Below are 19,168 nucleotides of genomic sequence, written 5' to 3' on the forward strand. Positions count from 1 at the left end.
ATCAAATTAATGTCGTTTGTAAATATTACAGGTTCACGTTAAGGCCTACGTTAAATACTTTTTGCACCGGGTAGGCAAAAGCATTGCCGCCTTGTTCCGGGTCCCAAAGCTTGAAAGGACTCCAGGTAAGCAGGTTAAGTCCGTTAAAGTAGATCCTCGCTTTTTTAACATTGAGCGCTTTGGCCCATTGCGCGGGGATGGAATAACCTACCTCTATCGATTTAAGGCGCAGGAAACTACCATCGCGCAGCCACCATGAACTTGACTGGCGGTTATTTTCGATCACCGCACCATCCGGCCCTAACCTTGGATAAAGGGCGTACAGGTTCTGATTATCTTCCGACCAATGATCATCGGCATAAGCTTTCAGTAATTGCGTGTTACCTGTAAAGTACGAGTCGGGGCTTTTGATGAATGGTGCGGTGCGGGCAGCATCGATCATAAAAGATACCTTGGCTTGTCCCTGGAAAAATCCCGATAGGTCGAAGTTTTTATAGGTGGTAGATACACCGAAACCGTACACTATTTGCGGGATGCCCGGATTGCCCAAAAAAGTTTGATCGGCACCATCAATTTTACCATCGCCGTTCAGGTCGCGGTATTTGATATCGCCGCCTTTAGGTGGCGTGCCATTGGTGCTGAAAATTTGCGGTGGTGAGTTGGCCGCTTCCTTATCGTCAACAAATAAACGTTCGGCCACATAGCCATACTGGCGGTACAAGGGCTGCCCGGCGTGGAGGCGGTAGGCTTCGGGGTAGTGAGGCTCTTCAAACTGTACATATTTATTGGCCGAGTAAGTAAGGTTACCTCTTAAGCCTAAGTACCAGCCATTCCCGATAGATTGCTGGCCATCAACCTGCAAATCGATACCTTTAGAATTAACCTTGCCTATGTTTGACGAAATGCCTGCCTCCAAACCCATAGTTGCCGGGATGGATGAGCGGTTTTGCAAAATGTTGTACTTATCGTTATTATAAACCTCGGCCACAACGTTGAATTTTTTAAACAAGGTAAATTCGAGGCCGATGTTGGTTTGTTTAGATGTTTCCCAGGTTACATCATCATTTTCGTAATTGTTGATGTTTACCCCGTTACGGCTATAACCTAAGTTGGTACCAAACACAGCATAGTTGCCGCCGTTAAGATTAACATCCGACAGGTAGAAGAAACGTTGCGCGCCTATCTGGTCGTTACCTACCAAACCATAGCTGGCGCGTAGTTTAAGCCGGCTTACAACATTGTAAATATTGGTCCAGAATTTCTCGTCGGATACCATCCACGATGCACCGATGGTAGGGAAGAAACCGTAGCGATGATTGGACGAAAAACGCTCCGAACCATTGTATCCAAAGTTAAACTCCAAAAAATAACGGCTGCGGAACGAATAGGTTGCACGACCGGCCACTGTTTGGTTTCGGAATGGCAAGGAATCGAACAGGCTACCGGCATTGGCATAAACCGTTTGCTGTTGGGTGGCGATGAGCGAGGCATTCACATTGTGATATTTGCCAATATTGCGTGAGTAATCCAATACGCCCTGCACATACAAAAAGGTATTAAGTGTGCTGGCTCCCGGCGCATAGCTCAGGTATTCCTGCGCCTGGCCCGGCTGATTATTGATCCATTGTAGAGTGTAGGTATTATTGAGGCGGTTATAATCCGAATAGGTATAATAAAACGGATTATAATACATCTGCGATTGGAACCGCGCGTATCTGTTGGTGCTGAAAATACCATGAAAATTAAGTCCCTTGGTCAGGAAATCGAGGTTTTGGTTCAGCTCCAGTTGCGCCAGCATCCGCGATTCGGAAAAATTCTGGTGACCAGACAGCAGGCTGGCATAAGGGTTAATGTATTGCGTACTACCAGGGCCGCCGCTGGCGGCGCGTGTGTTGCCAAACAAAATATGCTTGGTATCCACATTGGCCGAATCGGCAGGGTAATAGGCCGGGAAATCAACCGGGCTGGTGTGCATCACAAGGTTGTACAAATCGGTAGAGAGCGATGCATCGTTGGTACGCGGACCGTTATAATCATTAAAAGTACCTGATAAGCGCACAACAAGTTCGGTGCGGTTGGTAACGTTGATGTTTACGTTTGATCGTAACTGGTAATTTTTAAAGTTAACGTTGTTGTTATTGTTGTTGCGGATATCGGTACGAAGGATCCCATTATCATTACTGAACGAACCTGCAACATAATATCGCGCCACACCGCCACCGCCCTGTATACTCAGATCGCCGCGTTGTGTTGCGGTACGTTTTTTAAACAGCATATCCAGCCAGTTCACAGCCGGGTAAACGTATTGGTTGCTTCCCGGTGCATGATCTATAGTGGCCTGGGTGTTCAGGATCTGGTTAGGGGTATAGGGCAGCGGATTTAAAGGGTAACGGGTTTGGGTAGCCTCGTTATACAGCTTCATGTAAGTGATGGGATCGGCCAGTTCAATGTTTTTTACTGATTGGGATGATGAGTTTTCCAATCGAACATTGATCTGCGCTTTACCTGCTTTACCTTCCTTGGTTTTAACCAGGATCACGCCGTTACCACCGCGGGCACCATACAATGCGGTTGCGCTGGCATCCTTCAGGATGGAGAAACTCTCGATATCATCCACGTTAAGCCGTGCAAGGTCGGAGGCGGTCAGCTCTACGTTATCAATTAGGATAAGCGGGTTTTGGCGGTAACCGAAAGTGGTTACACCTCTGATAAAGAAGTTTGAATTATCCACACCCGGCTGCCCGCTTGGTTGGTAGGCGATGATACCGGCTATCTGCCCGGCCATGGCGTTGGTAAGGTTACTGGCGGGGATTTTAAGGTTGCCTGGCTTTACTGTAGTTACCGAACCAACTATGGCCTCTTTGCGTTCCTTTTTACCGTAAGCAGTTACCACAACCTCATCGGCCAGTTGCACATCCTCCTCTAAAACAATATTGAAAAGCTTGTTTTGAGCGTTAACCACAAAGGTTTGAGGTTTGAAACCGATGTACGATACCTTGATGGTAACGCCATCTTTTACATCGAGGATAAACTTACCATTGTTATCGGTAACGGTACCTACTTTGGTATTGCCTACTACAGAAACGCTTACACCCGGCAGGGTAATACCCTTTTTATCTTTGACAGTACCCGTAATTGTAATATCTGCCTGTAGTGGTTCCTGCACCGGCTGGGGGGCGGCGGTTTTTACTGCGGGAGCGGTTTTAACGATGATGGATTTTCCGTCGATAAGGAAGGTTAGCTGAAACTGTTTAAGCACGGTTTTCAGGGCATCATCGAGTTGCGCGTTGTTCAAATCAACATCCAAACTATAGGATTTTTGCTGCCCCCTGGGCGACCAGAATACGTTGTATCCGGTTTGCTTATTAACCTCGTTAAAAAACTGTTTGAGGGTAACATTGTCCTGCTTGAACGTAATTTTTTGTGAAAAGACCGATGCGCTAACCTGCATAAAAGCGAGGAAGACTATGAAGGTCGTTATTTTCATTATAAGAAGGAATTTCTTAAGGTTGCACGAATGCGTACAAATGTTTGCTGTAAAATTTTTGTACATTTGTTAAAGGCTGTTTTAATGGTTAGAAATGTTATCTCCAATGGCATTTTGACTTAACAAGCTTCAGATCAGGGACATCGCGAGTGTCTCTGATCTTACCTGATAAATCAACATTTTTTCTGGGGTAAGAAAGGGGATTAGTTGAGTTTTATCATATTTTCTTCTCTTGGGTTTAAATAGTTAATGGTTATAATCAGGTTTATTTATTTGGTTATTTTTTGCCAACCTTAATGGTTTTTCCTTCAATGGTAAACCGGGTATCGGTGGCCTGGCTTATCAGTTTTAATAAGGTTGAGATATCGGCAAAGCGGGTTGATACCGCCACTAACGATTCTTTCTTTACACTTTCATCGGTATATTCCACTTTTACATCGTACCAACGGGCTACCTGCCGCATCACCGTTTCGAGGTCGACATCGTCAAACCTGAAATAGCCGTTTTTCCAATCGATCGCCATGTTGGCATCAACGTTCGATACTTTGAAATTATCGGTAAGGCTGGCTTCCTGTCCGGGTTTTAACAGCGTGTTGTTGCTGCCTGCGGTAATTTTTACCGAACCTTCTAACAGTGTGGTTTTGGTGTCCTGTTCATCGGTATAGGCATTTACATCAAAGTGGGTACCCAATACTTCAACAACCTGTTTACCGGTTACCACCCTAAAGGGGAGGGCTTTGTTGTGGGCTACTTCAAAATAGGCCTCGCCGTTAAGCTCAACCCGGCGCTCTTTAGCATTAGTGAAATTGAGTGGATATTTGATGGATGATGCCGCGTTGAGCCAAACTTTGGTACCATCGGCAAGGACGAGTTGGTATTGACCGCCGCGCGGAGTTTCCATGGTATTGTAGGATGGTTCGGCGCTTTGATCCATTGTGCCGGTAACCTCGTAAACCAATTGCCCGTTGGCGCTTTTGCTTACACGCATACCGCTTTGCTGGGCAATTTGCCCGTTGCCTGCATCATTAAGCGATATTTTGCTTCCGTTGGCAAGCACCAATATAGCCTTGTTACTCCCCGGTACAATTTTTTGAGCGAGAAGGTTATTGTTGTTTTTATGTTGATTGGTTAGATAAAGGGTTCCGACTCCGAGCATCAACACTACCGAAGCTGCTGCTATCCAGCGTTTATAATTGATTTTACGGGTCTTAGGGAAATCGATGTGTTCAAGCAGCCCGGTTAGTATTTCGTCCTTAACAGTCTGTTCATCATCAGGGAAGGCGGCTTCCTGCTCCGAAAGCTGGTTGTACCAGTTGGCTAAGGCCTGCTGCTCTTCGGGCGTAGCGGTGCCTTCCTTATCCTTTTTAATAAGATGGTAAAGAGTTTGTCGGTTCAATTGGTGTAACGCTTTATATTGGTATGTTACACGAGAAGGGGCTTACCCTATATTTTTTTATTAAAAAAGATGGGAGGTTGCAGGGTGTTATTTATTAGAAAGATAAATAACTTTTGTGGGAGTTGTTTTTATAGATTTTGCTGAGACTTTGACGAAATGTGCGTAAATCGTATATTTGATTGTTAGTTAAATGAAAATCAGTAAAAATGAATTACAGGATATCATTCTCGGAAATGAACAAATTGGCGGAGGTAGCCAACTCAAAGCAGCCCAAAGTTTCCTTAGAAGATATGCGGAAACAAGTAACCCGGCTGAAAAACAGCAGCGTTTCAAAGATAAAGAAACAGCAGCAATCTTAAATCTTGTCGGACAGCAGTTCCGTTATAATGGTCCGCTTTTTACGATAAACGATTTTATAGGCGAGGGTGCTGAACAAAAGGTTTATCGCTTTGATGATACCTATGTGCTCAAAACAAATTCTGGTATTTTCTACGAGTGTTGGCTTGACTACTTCAATAGCTTGCTTTCTCATAATTTTTTCTTTCCGGCTACAGCATATGATTTCCTGGGATTCCGAGTGACAGATAATCTTACTGAAGCGATCGTGAAGCAAAGATTTATCCGCTCAAACGAGACTACCGATCTAACAGCTGTCAAAGATTTTCTGGACTATAACGGATTTCAGCATAAACGAAATAATGATTATTACAACACTGAGTTAGGCCTGATCTTTGAAGATCTGCATGATGAAAATGTACTTTCTCGTGACGGGGTGCTTTATTTTATAGATACTATTTTTTACTTAACACCATCGTTTTACGTGTTATAGTTCAAAATCACATCTAAAACAACTTATAAATATGCACAGCCAACCAAATATACATCCCATGCTTTTTTAATCCCCCGCGGATAATTTTGAGCGCCCTGGTAAGGTTGGCTTCCACTCCTTTTTCGCTGATCTGCATCTGCTCCGCTATCTCCGAGTTTTTCATTCCTGCTTCACGACTGTAAAGAAATACCAGTCTACATTTTTTAGGTAATTCATCAACCATACGATTAATGTATTCCTTTAAAAAACGGGCATCCAGGTATTCTTCATCATTCACAAGATCAACGTATTCAAAATTCTTTTTGGCCAATGCCTCCCTGCGTTGTTCTTTTTGGTAGTAATGGTAGACGCTTAGCTTCACCGCCGAAGCCAGGAAGGCGGGCAGGTTTTGAATATCGAGCAGATCGCGCCGCTCCCATAGCGACATAAAAACCTCGTGAACAATATCTTTTGATACTGCTTTGTCTTTACTGTGGTTCCAGGCAATGGCCAACAGGTTTTTCCAATAACGGTTATAAATTTCGGTAAATGCCGCCTGTTCGCCCTGTTTTAGCAGGGTTGCCAATTGCTCGTCGGGGTATTTTTGATAATTCGGCATATCAACAGGCAATTATCCGGCTACACTTTTTGATGCCTGATTTTAAAGCGGGTGAAACGTTGTTAATTGGTTACAGCGGGTTACGTTGGATGAAACGCTACTGCTTTAAAGGCGAAAGTAAATAAAATACCGGAGAATGTATTGGCAGCGAGGACGTAAAAATTATAAGTCGAAAAGTAAAAAACAGGTTTATAAAAATGTAATAGCTGATATCTTTACAAAAATGAAGAAAGAAGCGATCTCCCTACACCGCGACGAACTGAAAGATGTCGGGGTTAAGCTTTGGCGGGTGAGCGAACCTATTAAAGGGCGCGCTCAGCTTGCCCATCGCGATGATCATTTCATGTTCATTATTCAGCAAAAGGGAGAGTTTTTGTGGGAACTTGATTTTAACGAGGTGAAGCTTTCAGGTCCGTCGGTCTGTTTTATCGCGCCGGGGCAGGTACATCGTTATATCGATGTTCATCAAACTGATGCCTGGCTGGTATTCGCGGATATGGAGTTGATCCCGGCCGAAAGCCGCGAGATCTTCGAGGCTAATTTAAACGCCCGGCAAATTGTGAACGTGGAGGCCGATAGCCCCGTATTTCAACTGGTTGAGGTATTAAACGCTGTTGTTAACAAGCAAGCAGAGCCTTTGCAAAGATCGTTATTAGGTTCACTTATTGCGTCGCTGGCAGGTATGGTAGCTTCAAAACTGGTAAAAGATAATCAGACCGCACATGTAAGCGGCGGACAGCAGTATCAGTTGGTGGTCCGCTTTAAGCAGTTGTTATCTGAAAAATTTAAGGAAGTAAAACAGGTGCAGGCTTACGCGGCACTATTGAATATAACCCCACTTTATTTAAACGAAGTGGTTAAAGCGGTCACCGGTTTCGCGGCAAGTTATTGGATCAATCAACAAGTGTTGTTAGAAGCCAAGCGGTTATTGTATTATACTTCGATAGATGTTAAGCAGGTAGCTTTTCAATTAGGTTACGAAGACCATGCCTACTTCTCCCGCCTGTTTAAAAAGCACACCGGCATCACCGCATTAGGTTTTCGGGCTTCGAAACCATGATTTGTCCTATTATCACCATGTTACTGCTATCTTTTTAATAGCCTCCTCTTCCGACTTTTGTGATCACAAAAGAAAGCAAAATGTCAGAAAACAAAATAGCATTAGTAACAGGCGGCAGCCGCGGCTTAGGCAAAAACATTGCCTTGAAATTGGCTGCCCAGGGCGTAGGTGTGGTTATCACCTATCACTCACAAAAAGAGGCCGCGTTAAGCGTAGTAAACGAAATTGAACAAACATGTGTAAAGGCTGCTGCCCTCCAGTTAAGTGCTGGCGAAACGAATACTTTCCCTCTTTTTTTCGAAAAACTATCGGAGATATTAAGCACCCATTTTGGAGCTGACCATGTTGATCACCTCATCAACAATGCTGGTGTTGGCCTCCACGCCAATTTTGATCAAACTACCGAAGCACAATTTGATGAAGTAATGAACGTGCAATTCAAAGGTGTTTATTTTTTCACTCAGCAAGCTTTACCATTTTTAAACGATGATGGGGCTATCGTCAATCTTTCCAGCAGGTTAGCACAAGGCGTGGTGCCAGGTTATTCGGCCTATGCCGCCATGAAAGGCGCAATTGAAACCCTTACCCGCTACCAGGCCAAAGAACTGGCTTCCCGCGGTATCCGTGTAAACTCGGTTGCTCCCGGCCCTACGGCCACCGAATTTGGTGGAGGTATCATTCTTGATCCTCAATACCAGGCCAACATCATAGCCCGTACAGCTTTGGGCAGGGTAGGGCAGCCCGATGATATTGGCGGTGTAGTAGCGTTTTTATGCAGCGACGCGGCCAGGTGGGTTACAGCACAACGCATAGAAGTATCAGGAGGGATGGGGTTATGAGAAAAGCGGTTCATTCAATATTCAACGTAAAGGAAAAACTATTCCTTACGCCACACTACATCCGTGTAAAATTCGGGATGACCGATGAGCAGCTGGAACTGTTCAGCAACGTCCAGATCGGTGCGAATAACAAGATCTTTTTTGCAGATAATACCCGTCGTACTTACACCACAAGGCATATAGATTTTGTTGAAAAAGAACTCTGGATTGATTTTGTAGCACATGGTGATAACGGCCCCGCATCGGCCTGGGCCAACCGCGCGCAACCCGGCGGTAGCCTGGGGATAGGGATGAAAGAAGGCCGTCGCCCACTTTTTCCGGAAGTTGATGAATACATATTAATTGGTGATAGCACCGCCCTGCCAGTGATCAGCGCGATGCTTGAACAATTGCCTGCCGGTACTTCGGCAAAAGTAGTTTTAGAAGTTCATGGAAAAGAAGACGAACTGAAGCTATCTTCAAAAGCACGTTTTGATCTGCAATGGGTACACAACACACATCCCGAACAAAACAGCAACCTCGTCGAAGTAGTGCGTGGCATGGATCTCCCCGATAAGAAACAGTTTGTTTTTGCAGCGGCCGAATATCATACAGTAAAGAACCTCAAAAGCTATTTTAGGGATGAGTTGGGTTGGAAATCGGAAAATTACAGCATCGTTTCTTATTGGAAGCGAGGTGAATCTGAAGATCAGTCATCCGCGCAGCGAAGGGAAGAAAGGCGGGAAGAACATCAAGAGGAAAGTCAAGTTTAACGTGATATGATGATACACCTAATGCTCGCCCAAAGACGCAACCCGTCAGCAAGAAAGCTTCGGGTGAAAGCGGGCAGAACAATGGTGGCCTCGAGCGATGGGAGGGGCATAGCTACTTTTTGCAGAAGGGCTGGCCTAAGCGGGAACGCAGTAGGGCAAAATTTAGCAGCCCGTGGTTCTGCCCGGTTTGGAGGGCAAAGGCAAGCGAGGGGATAGCGCGTCAGGCCAGTGCGGCAAAGAAGCCTTCCTGGTGACTTGATTTTTGGTTCTTTTTATCAAGAAAAAGAACAAAGCCTACCCGCGGCGATTGAGCGGGCCAATGTTTTTCGGATAGCAGAAAGCTGTTAGAACAAGATAGTCGCCATACAAGTGTCGCAGTGCAAAGGGCTTTCGTTATTCTCGTTAAGTAACGGGCTTTGGTTCAATATAACTAACGCGGTCGCCCTCTTGGCCGGGCGGGGCCAGGTACTTTTGTCTTGACACAAAAGTACCCAAAAAGTCAAGACAGAAAAAAGCTTCCCCCCGCGAGGCCATACGCCCGGCCCGCTTTTCTGTCAGGCCACCGCTCGTTTTATGCGGTAATATCGCTTTTTATCGCCAACCACCTCCAAGCGCCCTATACAAGTTCACCACCGCCTGCAATTCCTGCAACTTATCATTAACCCCACTTAACTGGGCAGCTAATAAATTCTGCTCAGAAGTAAGCACATCAGTATAATTAGTGGCTGAGCTATAACGTAGCAATTGCTGTGTATAAGTCACCGATTTTTGTAAAGCGGCGATCTGTTTAGCCCGCGCATCCTGTTTTTCAACAGCGGTTTGGTGAGCGTAAAGCGCATCTGATACTTCCTGTCCTGCAACCAGTAATGTTTTTTGGAAACTGTTCAGCGCCTCTTGTTGCTGGGCTTGTGCGGTACGGAGGCGCGCTTTGTTGATCCCCTGGTTAAAGATAGGCTGGGTTAAACCGCCAACGAGGTTATAAAATATTGAATGGTCAAAAAAATCCTTCAATTGCAAACTCGAAAAACCGCCCGATGCCGTAATGGTAAACTGCGGGTAAAAATAACCACGAGCTGCATTGGTGTTTTCAAACGCTGCCCTGAAAGCATATTCCCCTTGTTGTACATCCGGACGATTAGCAAGCAGTTGCAATGGCAAGCCGGTTTGCAGCGGCGCAGTTATGCTTTGAACGGAAAGGGCACTGCGGTTTACGGGGCCTGGTGCGCGGGCCAGCAAAATATCCAAAGCATTTTCCGTTTCGCGGATGCTGCGTTTCAGATCGGGGATGGATACTTCGGCGGCGTACCTGTTGGCTTCGCTTTGTACTACGGCGGCGCCGGTAACTACCGAGCCTTCCTTAAGCTTTTTCATCGTCTCCACATCTTTAATGCGGTTGGCCAGGGTCTCTTTGGTTATCTCTAATTGCTGATCGAGCGATAGCAGTAAAAAGTAATTGTTAGCAATATCAGCTATTAACTGGGTTTGCACTGCGCGTTTGGCGGCATCAGTTTGCAAATAACCTGCAAGGGCGGCACGTTTGGCGCTGGTTAATTTGCCCCAAATGTCTGCCTCCCACGATGTTGTTAAGCCTGCCTGGTAAGTAGTAGTTAAGGTATTAAATCCTATACCGGTTGGAAAGTTTAACCCCGCGGTTGATTGTTTGTTGCGTGTTACCGAGGCATTGGCACTTAGGTTGGGTAACAAAGCCCCTTTGCTTTGCAATAGGGCGGCCTGCGATTCGGCAATGCGCTGGATTGCGTTTTTCAGGTCGAGATTGTTGTTGAGGCCTTCCTGTATCAGCGCTTTTAATGTGGTATCGGTAAAAAGCGATTGCCAAGGCATTGAAGCCAGTGTTGCGCTATCGGTAGTGGTTACGTCGCGATATAAGTTGTTGGTGTTAACATCGGGCTGCTTGTATTTTTTATTGACCAAACAGGATGATAGCGCCAGCAGCAATATCGCAGGTAAAAAAGTATATCTTATAATGTTCTTATTCATTGCAAATAGTAAAATTAGTGTGCAGGTGTAGTTTCGGGTGCGTCGTCCTCATCGTCGCGATGCTTGTTAAGCGGACTAACACGTTCCTGCAAATGCTGAAATATGATGAACAACACCGGGATCACAAACACCCCAAATACAGTCCCCACAAACATGCCACCCACAGCACCCGCACCAATAGAGCGGTTACCATTAGCACCTGCGCCCGTCGAGAACATCAGCGGCATAATACCAAAAATAAAGGCAAAGGAAGTCATGAGGATAGGGCGTAAGCGGGCTTCTGCACCGGCAATAGCGGCCGGGACAATGTCCATGCCTGCCCTGCGCCTATCGAGCGCGAACTCTACGATCAGGATGGCGTTTTTGGCTAACAAACCGATGAGCATGATGAGCGAGATCTGCAGGTAAATATTACTGCCGATATCAAAGATGCGGGCAAAAATATAAGTACCTGCCAAACCAACAGGCAGCGATAACAACACCGCGAAGGGGAGGATATAACTCTCGTACTGGGCACTCAGCAAAAAGTAAACAAACACAAGGCACAGGATAAATATATAAGCCGATTGTGTACCGGTGCTCAACTCCTCGCGGGTAAGGCCCGAAAACTCATAATCGTAACCCGCAGGCAGGTTTTGCGCAGCCGTTTCCTGGATAGCTTTAATGGCATCACCGGTACTGTAGCCCGGGTTAGGTGAACCTGATACCGAGATAGCGGTAAACAGGTTAAAACGTGAAATAGATTCCGGTCCGAATACCCTGCGTAAAGTAACAAATGTGGTTATCGGTGCCATCACCCCGGCATTATTGCGTACAAATATTTTGCTCAACCCGGTCTGGTTGGTGCGGTAATCATAATCGGCCTGAACCATAACGCGGTACTGCTTGCCAAACTGGTTAAAGTTTGAGGCATATAATCCGCCGTAATATCCCTGCAAGGTACCCAACACGGAGTTTACACTAACGCCAGCCTCTTTACATTTAGCCACGTTAACATCAACCTGGAATTGCGGAAAGTTAGGGTTAAATGATGAGTTCAGATTTTGGATCTCTTTACGTTTGCGTAAGGCCGCCTGGAAATCGTTACTTACTTTAAATATCTCATTAATGGTATGCCCGCCTTTATCCTGCAATTGAAACTCAAAACCATCACTATTACCAAAACCCTGCAAAGTAGGTGGCGAAAAATAAAACACGCTTGCCTCGCGCAATCCGCTGGTTTTGGCAAAAAGCTGACCGATAATGCTTTCCAAACTTTGATTTTTTTGCTTGCGATGGTCCCAATCTTTCAGTTTAAGGATCACCATGGCGTATGCACTGCCCGATCCTGCCAAAAAGTTAAAACCTACCAGCTTAAGCGAGTTTTCAACCTCCGGAAAAGTACGGCCGATACTGTCAATTTTTGTAGCTACGGCTTCGGTGCGCTCCATTGATGAGGCGGGAGGCAGGCTGATGGCTGCGAATATCGTCCCCTGGTCCTCGTTAGGTACAAAGCTGGATGGAGTGGTTTTTACCAAAAACGCGAACACGCCGGCAAATACAACAACAGTAGCTATCACTATCCATTTGCGGCGGGCCAAAAAGCCTACTGATTTTTGATATTTACCGCTTACCAGATCGAACGAGGTATTGAACGCCACATAAAACCTGTTAATAAAACCATGTTTAGGCTGGCCTTTTTCATGCGGTTTCAAAAACAAAGCACATAGGGCAGGGCTTAGTGTTAACGCGTTTACTGCCGATAGAATAATGGCCACGGCCAGCGTAATACCGAACTGCTTGTAAAACACACCCGTAGAGCCGGATATAAAGGTAACCGGCAAAAACACTGCCGACATCACAAGGGTAATAGAGATGATCGCCCCCGAGATCTCGTTCATCGCATCAACCGAAGCCTTTCGGGCCGATTTATAACCTTGATCTAATTTGGCGTGCACGGCCTCAACCACCACAATGGCATCATCCACCACAATACCGATGGCCAGCACTAATGCGAACAACGTAAGCAGGTTGATGGTGAAACCAAACAGGTTAAGGAAAAAGAAAGTACCCACAATGGCCACAGGAACGGCAATCGCAGGGATCAATGTAGACCGGAAATCCTGAAGGAAAACAAACACCACAATAAATACCAGTATAAACGCTTCGATCAGCGTACTGATCACCTTCTCTACCGAGGCATTCAAAAACTCGTTGGCATCAACAAGGTAGGCTATCTTAACACCGGCCGGGAATTTTTGAGATGCCTGGTCGATGATCTTTTTGGTTTCGTTGATCACATCATGGGCGTTCGATCCGGCTGTTTGACTGATAGCAACACCTACCGATGGCAAGCCGTTGGTTTGCTCCACAAACGAATAATCGAGTGCGCCGAGTTCAACGCGGGCTACGTCGTGCAGACGTAGCACCTCGCCATTACCTACCGATTTGATGATCATATCGCCAAATTCCTTAGGCGTTTGAAGGCGGCCTTTGTAACGTAATACATATTGAAATGGCTCGTGACTATTCTCTCCAAATTTACCGGGAGCAGCCTCGATGTTTTGCTCGTTCAAAGCGTCAGTAATATCATCTGGCACCAAACTATAGCGCGACATTACATCCGGCTTTAGCCAGATCCGCATCGAATAATCTTTCGAGCCAAATACCTGCGCCTGACCAACACCCGTTACACGCTGAATTTGCGGTACAAGATTGATCTTGGTATAGTTCTGCAAAAAGGTTTCGTCGTAGGTTTTGTTTTCACTATATAACGAAAAGATGATCAGCTCGCTACTCTGGCTTTTTGATACCGATACGCCCGATTGCGTAACCACCAAAGGCAGTAAGCTGGTAGCACGTGATACCCGGTTCTGTACGTTTACCGCGGCCAGATCGGGATTGGTACCAACCTTGAAAAATACGGTGATGGATGCCGAACCATCGTTACTGGCAGAGGAGGTCATGTAGGTCATGTTCTCCACACCGTTAATCTGCTCTTCCAGCGGGATGATCACACTTTTAAGTACTACATCGGCATTGGCTCCGCTATAAAAAGCCTGTACCTGCACCGTGGGCGGTGCTATGTCAGGATATTGCGATACAGGTAATGTTGCAAGCCCTAATACACCAAGTATCACCAGTATCACTGATATTACGGTTGATAGTACAGGGCGCTCTATAAATTTTTTAAGCATGGTATTGCTTTATATTTTTGGATAAGATGCTTTGGGTTTATTTAGTATCGCCGTAAACGCTCTGCGCGCTAACAGGGGTTGGTTTGATCACGGTGCCATCTTTCAGGTTTCCGCTACTTTCCAGTATGATCACGTCGCCGGGTTTAACACCGCCGGTTGCCACATAAAATTGTCCCTCGGTATTATCCATCACCTCGATGGCTGTGTTTTTAACCTTTTTCTGAGCATCTACCACATAAACAAAACGTTTGTTCTGCAATTCGTAAGTGGCGGATTGCGGTACCAAGATAGCGTTTTTGATAACGTTAGGAATCCGAACTGTAGCGCTGCTTCCGCTACGGATCACACCGCGGGGGTTAACGAAATCGGCGCGCATATTGGCAGCACCTGTAGCCGTATTGATCAATCCGTTAATAGTTTCCACCCGGCCGGTATGGTCATAAACGCTGCTATCCGGCAATATCAACGACACATTCGGAAGTTTGGCGATCTTAGCATTTAACGATGTTTTGCTCGAGCTATCGCGCGTAAAGGTCAACAAGGCCTTTTCATTCAATGCAAAATAAGCATATACGTTGGCGGTGTTGTAAACCGTAGTTAAAGGTTCGGTAGTGTTGGCGTTTACCAAACTGCCCAATTTATGCGGCAATGAACCTATCACCCCATTAACCGGACTGGTAATAGTGGTATATCCAACATTGATCTGTGCGTTTACCAATGCTGCTTTAGCCTGTGCAAGCGCCGCGGCTTTCGATTGCTCGTTATACTCGGCAGTTTCCAGTTCGTATTTGCTGATGATATCCTGCTGTACCAGTGGTTTCACCTTATTAACCTGCATGCGGGCCAGGGCCAGGTCGGCCTCGGCGGTTTTTATGCCGGCCTGTGCGGTGCGCACGTCCTGCTCATATTGCGGGGCGCTTATTTTAAACAACAGCTGACCTTTAGTAACCGCTGCGCCTTCATCTACATAAATTTTCTCAACATAACCATCAACCTTCGGGCGGATCTCAATATTCTGCTGACCCTGGATGCTTGCCGGGTAATCTACATTTAAAGTGGCCTGCCTTGGTTGAAGTTCAAGAACTTTATAGTCAAGCACCTGCTCAGCTTCGCCACCTCCGTTTTTATTGTCTTTCCCGCCGCCGCATGATGAAAGTATCGCGATTGCCAAAAGCGCTGTCGCGCAAGTAGACTTTGATAGTAATTTTCTGTTGATTAGCCATTCGGGTTTTAACTTCATCAAATTGTGTTGGGTGAACATTTTGGGTAAGGTGTTTCTTTTATTTAAGTTTAATTTGAGGAACAGATCCTTTTTGCAATGATTTTTACCAGGAAGCCGTTTAAAAGGTGTCAGGAAAAAGGGGCTTTAGTTCTTTATAGTGTTGTGAGTACACAATAAAGACATGGGCCACCAAACCGGGTTTGGAATAAGGGGATACCAATGACATTTTTATCAAACCGTTTTTAACAGGCTTCCGCGTCTGATTGAAAACATTATGCTCCCAAAGCTGCTCATTTTAAAGGGATTTGCCAAAATAAATGAACAATAGGTGAGATACACCCATTTTATATTTGGTTAAGTTTTATAAAATGGGATAGGATAATACCTAATATTAATACCGCGCGATTTTGGGGAATTGAGATTGGAAGCTAGTTAATAATAACCAGTGTTCTTCATGCTTATTTGCATCACCCATTTATTTGTTTAAATTTATTCCATGCTTAACCTGAAACCCTATCCTCAAAAAATCCTGTTATACTTGCTGCTGGCGTTTTTGTTCAACAGTTGTCAAAAACAAGCCGATCCTTATCATCCTACGCCCAACGGCCCTGAAAAGCCTGATCCAGTACTATCATTTAAATTTGTAAAGTTTGAGCGAGTCGATAAGCTCACCGACCTTTGGAATAATGTAAAGATATACTGGTCGAAAGCAAAAAGTACGGTGCCTACCGATGGGGTAAAATATACCGTTAGCTTAAATGGAAAGGTAGTTGCGCCCGATATAAGTGATACAACATGCTACCTGGCCAATGTTTTGGCTACGTTTTCTTATAAAGGGAAGATAGTTGTAAATGGTTTAGGTAAAAAAGACTCTATTGAATTTGAAATTCCTGCAAATAGAGGTTTTGTTTATGCCAGTCCGGATCTTGATGGAATTAATTGCTATACAACAGAGGGACAATTTGTTTGGCGACATAATATAGAAAATTGGTTAACGCCTGTATTATCTAATGATACTTTGTTTTTACAGGGAAGAAAAAACGCTACGCCACAAAGCGTGGTTTGTGCCTTAAGTGCAAAAACAGGCGAAGTACTTTGGTCTGTGCCGAATAATATTGGGTACGATACTCCCGTATCTTTAGTTTATAGTAAAGGTATAATTTTAGCAACAAGTTCAAGAGATACTTATGCTTTTAGAGCATCTGACGGAACCGAACTGTGGCATAAGAAACAGAATAGTACAAATATAAATATACCGGTACCGCGAATATTTGGCAATTTGGTACTTACTGTTGGTGGTGATGAATTGGAAAATAATGGTTTGCTAAAGGCTTACGATGCAAACACCGGCATTCTGAAATGGACATTCGTGTCGCCGTTGTCGGGAATGGGAGCTCCTACCTTAAAGGATAATGTAGTTTATATTGTTGATACCCACATCCCACCGTTTGAAGCCGATGAAGTATGTGCTTTAAATGCTATTGATGCCACTACCGGCGTAAAAAAGTGGACTACACCCTATATGGATGGCGGCGCGGGAACTGCATTTTATAGGGCCCGGCCGCTGGTAGTAGGAAACATGGTTATTTTTTCAACCTATAGCAGAACACTTCAGGGATATTTGTACGCGTTTAATAAAGATACGGGGAAGCTTTTATGGAAAAATGTAGTGTTTGAAGGTACTTTAGCAGCCGATGCTTCTGGCTTGTATCTTTTTAACGCTTCAAACGCTATGAAGTTTAATTTACAAAATGGCGCGCTGATCTGGTCAAAGCCATCATACTATTATCAATTTATACTTACGCCTGGAAAAATTTATCTGACTTCAGCTTTTTCAAGCGGAATAGAGGTAATGGGGATGAGGGTTTTTGATTCGACCAGTGGTGCTGAAGATCTATACCATTTTTCTCCTTTTCTTAAATCTGCAGGGCAAATGGCCGTAGTAATTGATGGGGTAGCCTACTATTCATCACTTAGTGAAATGGTACCGACTCAATAAATAAAATGGCAGGTAATAATAGTAAAATTTATATAACAGGGTAAAAGGTGGGCGTATATAGTATAAAGGCCGGCATCGCGTTTATCATCCATTTGTTACAATTAATCAGTCTGTTATCAAAATATCATCACAAAATGTAGCTTAGTATACTTTAGTTATACAGATGATACAAATTCCAAAAGACCTGCTTGAACATCATGTGCATATGCGCCTTCGTTTGTCGGATATGTACGGTGTTATCATTGATAAAAAACGCCCTTTCAGATGTGATGATACCCTGCAAACCGCGCATTGTCTCGAAATTATCTTAAAAGGGCATATCGATGTGCGGTACGGTAGCTTTACGCAGCACCTTGAAGCGGGCGATCTGCAGTTCAGGAGGAGGGGCAATTATCAGTTGTTTCCATCGGATGAGTACAGCAGCTTGCTGATATTTATGGAGAACGAATTTGTAGATTACTTTTTGGATAGCCATGTTCCGGAGTTTAGGCACGAGAGGCAAAGCGCCGATTTGCCGCCCTTCGTTTTCAAAAACTCTGAGTTTATCGAGGCCAATGTAACGCAGATCATGAGGCATATCACGCACCCGCAAGATTATTCGAGGTGTATCGTAAAATTCGCGGCGCACCAGGTGTTGCTTCAAATTTTATCTAATGATAAATCAAAAACTTTTGTTTCGTTTTTAAAAGATTTGGTAAGTCAGAAAAAAGTTGATCTGGCCTATTTTATGGAAACCAATTTCAACAGGCAGCTCTCTATAGATGATATGGCCAAACTTACCGGCCGCAGCACCAGTGCTTTTAAAAAGGAATTTACTGATCGTTTTAATACCACACCGGTAAAATGGCAGCTTAACAGACGGTTGGAATATGCCGAATACCAGCTTAAACATTCTAACGATCCGGTAGCTACGGTGGCTTACAGCAGTGGGTTCGAGAATATCTCGCATTTCTCTAAAGTGTATAAACAAAGGTTTGGTACTTCGCCTAAAAGTACGCGCATCGAATCGGTATAAAAAAACAAACAAATAAAGCTTCACAGCAAAAATGAGGCTGTTATAAAGCCGGAGTTTTGAGGTATGAAAACACTCCAAAACACTAACCCCGCGTTGATATTAATTGATATCCAACAGGGCTTTGATAACATTAATTATTGGGGCGGCGAGCGCAATAATCCTGATGCCGAACTGAACGCCCGTAAACTGCTTGACCACTGGCGGGCAAATAATTTGCCTTTGTTTCATATTCAGCATTGCTCTGTTAACCCCGATTCTTTACTGAATGAAAATAATCCCGGCAACGCGCACAAGGATATCGTAAAACCATTGCCCGGCGAAACTGTGATCAAAAAATCGGTAAACAGTTCCTTTATCGGTACCGATCTGCAACAACAATTAGATGCTGCCGGTATTGATACGGTTGTTATAGCAGGCCTTACTACTGAGCATTGCGTATCCACCACAACCCGCATGGCCGGAAATTATGGTTATGACACCTTTGTAGTTGCCGATGCTACAGCCGCTTTTTCAAAAACAGGCATTAAAGGCGAGCATTACAGTGCCGAACAGGTGCATTTATCAGCTTTGGCGCAGATCAATAATGAGTTTGCCACTGTTTTAAATACCGACGAGGTTATCCAGGCTTTTAAAAAAGACACCGATTTTCTTTAGCTCCTTAATAAACAGATTGTTAAAGCCTTACTTATCAGTTTCTCAAATACTCCCGGTAATGAAATAAACCGGGAGCATTGGCCAATAATCCGCAAAACCATCGCTCGCATATTTACTCACCCCGACTTCGCTGCGCTCGCCAC

Annotated in this window: 13 protein-coding genes; 7 read left to right on the plus strand and 6 right to left on the minus strand. The window is 44.7% G+C overall.

Translation table 11 applies throughout. The features are described 5' to 3' along the window. Positions 1–25: 25 nt before the first annotated feature. Together AAFN85_RS22630 and AAFN85_RS22635 are read right to left on the minus strand one after the other, a co-directional pair. A complete protein-coding gene (locus AAFN85_RS22630; protein WP_347529949.1) occupies positions 26–3,487 on the minus strand; it encodes a TonB-dependent receptor in 3,462 nt (1,153 codons plus the stop codon). 277 nt (positions 3,488–3,764) lie between these two features. After that, complete coding sequence (locus tag AAFN85_RS22635; protein ID WP_347529950.1) at positions 3,765–4,883, minus strand: FecR domain-containing protein; 1,119 nt, start codon at positions 4,881–4,883, stop codon at positions 3,765–3,767. Positions 4,884–5,073: 190 nt separating this feature from the next. On the opposite strand from AAFN85_RS22635, the gene AAFN85_RS22640 reads away from it, so the two are divergent. After that, positions 5,074–5,712, plus strand: coding sequence for a hypothetical protein (locus AAFN85_RS22640; protein ID WP_347529951.1), 639 nt, complete (start codon positions 5,074–5,076; stop codon positions 5,710–5,712). A 13-nt stretch (positions 5,713–5,725) separates the two neighbouring features. Here AAFN85_RS22640 and AAFN85_RS22645 read toward each other — a convergent pair whose 3' ends face one another. Continuing rightward, positions 5,726–6,310, minus strand: a complete 585-nt coding sequence (locus AAFN85_RS22645; RefSeq protein ID WP_347529952.1) for an RNA polymerase sigma-70 factor — start codon at positions 6,308–6,310, stop codon at positions 5,726–5,728. A gap of 223 nt (positions 6,311–6,533) precedes the next feature. On the opposite strand from AAFN85_RS22645, the gene AAFN85_RS22650 reads away from it, so the two are divergent. From AAFN85_RS22650 to AAFN85_RS22660, 3 genes are all read left to right on the plus strand, one after another. Further along, entirely contained in the window at positions 6,534–7,370 is an 837-nt protein-coding gene (locus AAFN85_RS22650; RefSeq protein WP_347529953.1) for a helix-turn-helix transcriptional regulator, read from the plus strand. Positions 7,371–7,450: 80 nt separating this feature from the next. Then, positions 7,451–8,209 carry an SDR family oxidoreductase gene (locus AAFN85_RS22655; RefSeq protein WP_347529954.1) on the plus strand — a complete coding sequence of 253 codons (759 nt, stop codon included), beginning with the start codon at positions 7,451–7,453 and terminating at the stop codon, positions 8,207–8,209. Continuing rightward, on the plus strand, positions 8,206–8,961 hold the full coding sequence (locus AAFN85_RS22660) for a siderophore-interacting protein (protein ID WP_347529955.1): 756 nt from the start codon (positions 8,206–8,208) through the stop codon (positions 8,959–8,961). The genes AAFN85_RS22655 and AAFN85_RS22660 overlap by 4 nt, the downstream gene beginning before the upstream one ends. Before the next feature lie 591 nt (positions 8,962–9,552). Here AAFN85_RS22660 and AAFN85_RS22665 read toward each other — a convergent pair. Genes AAFN85_RS22665 through AAFN85_RS22675 form a run of 3 tightly spaced genes read right to left on the minus strand, consistent with a single transcriptional unit; the run spans position 9,553 to position 15,306 of the window. Next, positions 9,553–10,959 carry a TolC family protein gene (locus AAFN85_RS22665; RefSeq protein WP_347529956.1) on the minus strand — a complete coding sequence of 469 codons (1,407 nt, stop codon included), beginning with the start codon at positions 10,957–10,959 and terminating at the stop codon, positions 9,553–9,555. A 14-nt stretch (positions 10,960–10,973) separates the two neighbouring features. Next, the gene (locus AAFN85_RS22670) at positions 10,974–14,135 is read right to left on the minus strand and encodes an efflux RND transporter permease subunit (protein WP_347529957.1); all 3,162 of its coding nucleotides are present in this window, start codon (positions 14,133–14,135) and stop codon (positions 10,974–10,976) included. Between the two features lie 37 nt (positions 14,136–14,172). Then, the gene (locus AAFN85_RS22675; RefSeq protein WP_347529958.1) at positions 14,173–15,306 is read right to left on the minus strand and encodes an efflux RND transporter periplasmic adaptor subunit; all 1,134 of its coding nucleotides are present in this window, start codon (positions 15,304–15,306) and stop codon (positions 14,173–14,175) included. Positions 15,307–15,853: 547 nt separating this feature from the next. On the opposite strand from AAFN85_RS22675, the gene AAFN85_RS22680 reads away from it, so the two are divergent. The 3 genes from AAFN85_RS22680 (at position 15,854) to AAFN85_RS22690 (ending at position 19,025) form a co-directional block, all read left to right on the plus strand. Continuing rightward, on the plus strand, positions 15,854–17,356 hold the full coding sequence (locus tag AAFN85_RS22680) for a PQQ-binding-like beta-propeller repeat protein (protein ID WP_347529959.1): 1,503 nt from the start codon (positions 15,854–15,856) through the stop codon (positions 17,354–17,356). 163 nt (positions 17,357–17,519) lie between these two features. Then, a complete protein-coding gene (locus AAFN85_RS22685; RefSeq protein ID WP_347529960.1) occupies positions 17,520–18,371 on the plus strand; it encodes an AraC family transcriptional regulator in 852 nt (283 codons plus the stop codon). A 63-nt stretch (positions 18,372–18,434) separates the two neighbouring features. Continuing rightward, entirely contained in the window at positions 18,435–19,025 is a 591-nt protein-coding gene (locus AAFN85_RS22690) for a cysteine hydrolase family protein (RefSeq protein WP_347529961.1), read from the plus strand. The last annotated feature ends 143 nt before the right edge of the window (positions 19,026–19,168 follow it).

It is taken from the genome of Mucilaginibacter sp. CAU 1740 (assembly GCF_039839285.1).
In the GTDB taxonomy this organism is placed as follows: domain Bacteria; phylum Bacteroidota; class Bacteroidia; order Sphingobacteriales; family Sphingobacteriaceae; genus Mucilaginibacter.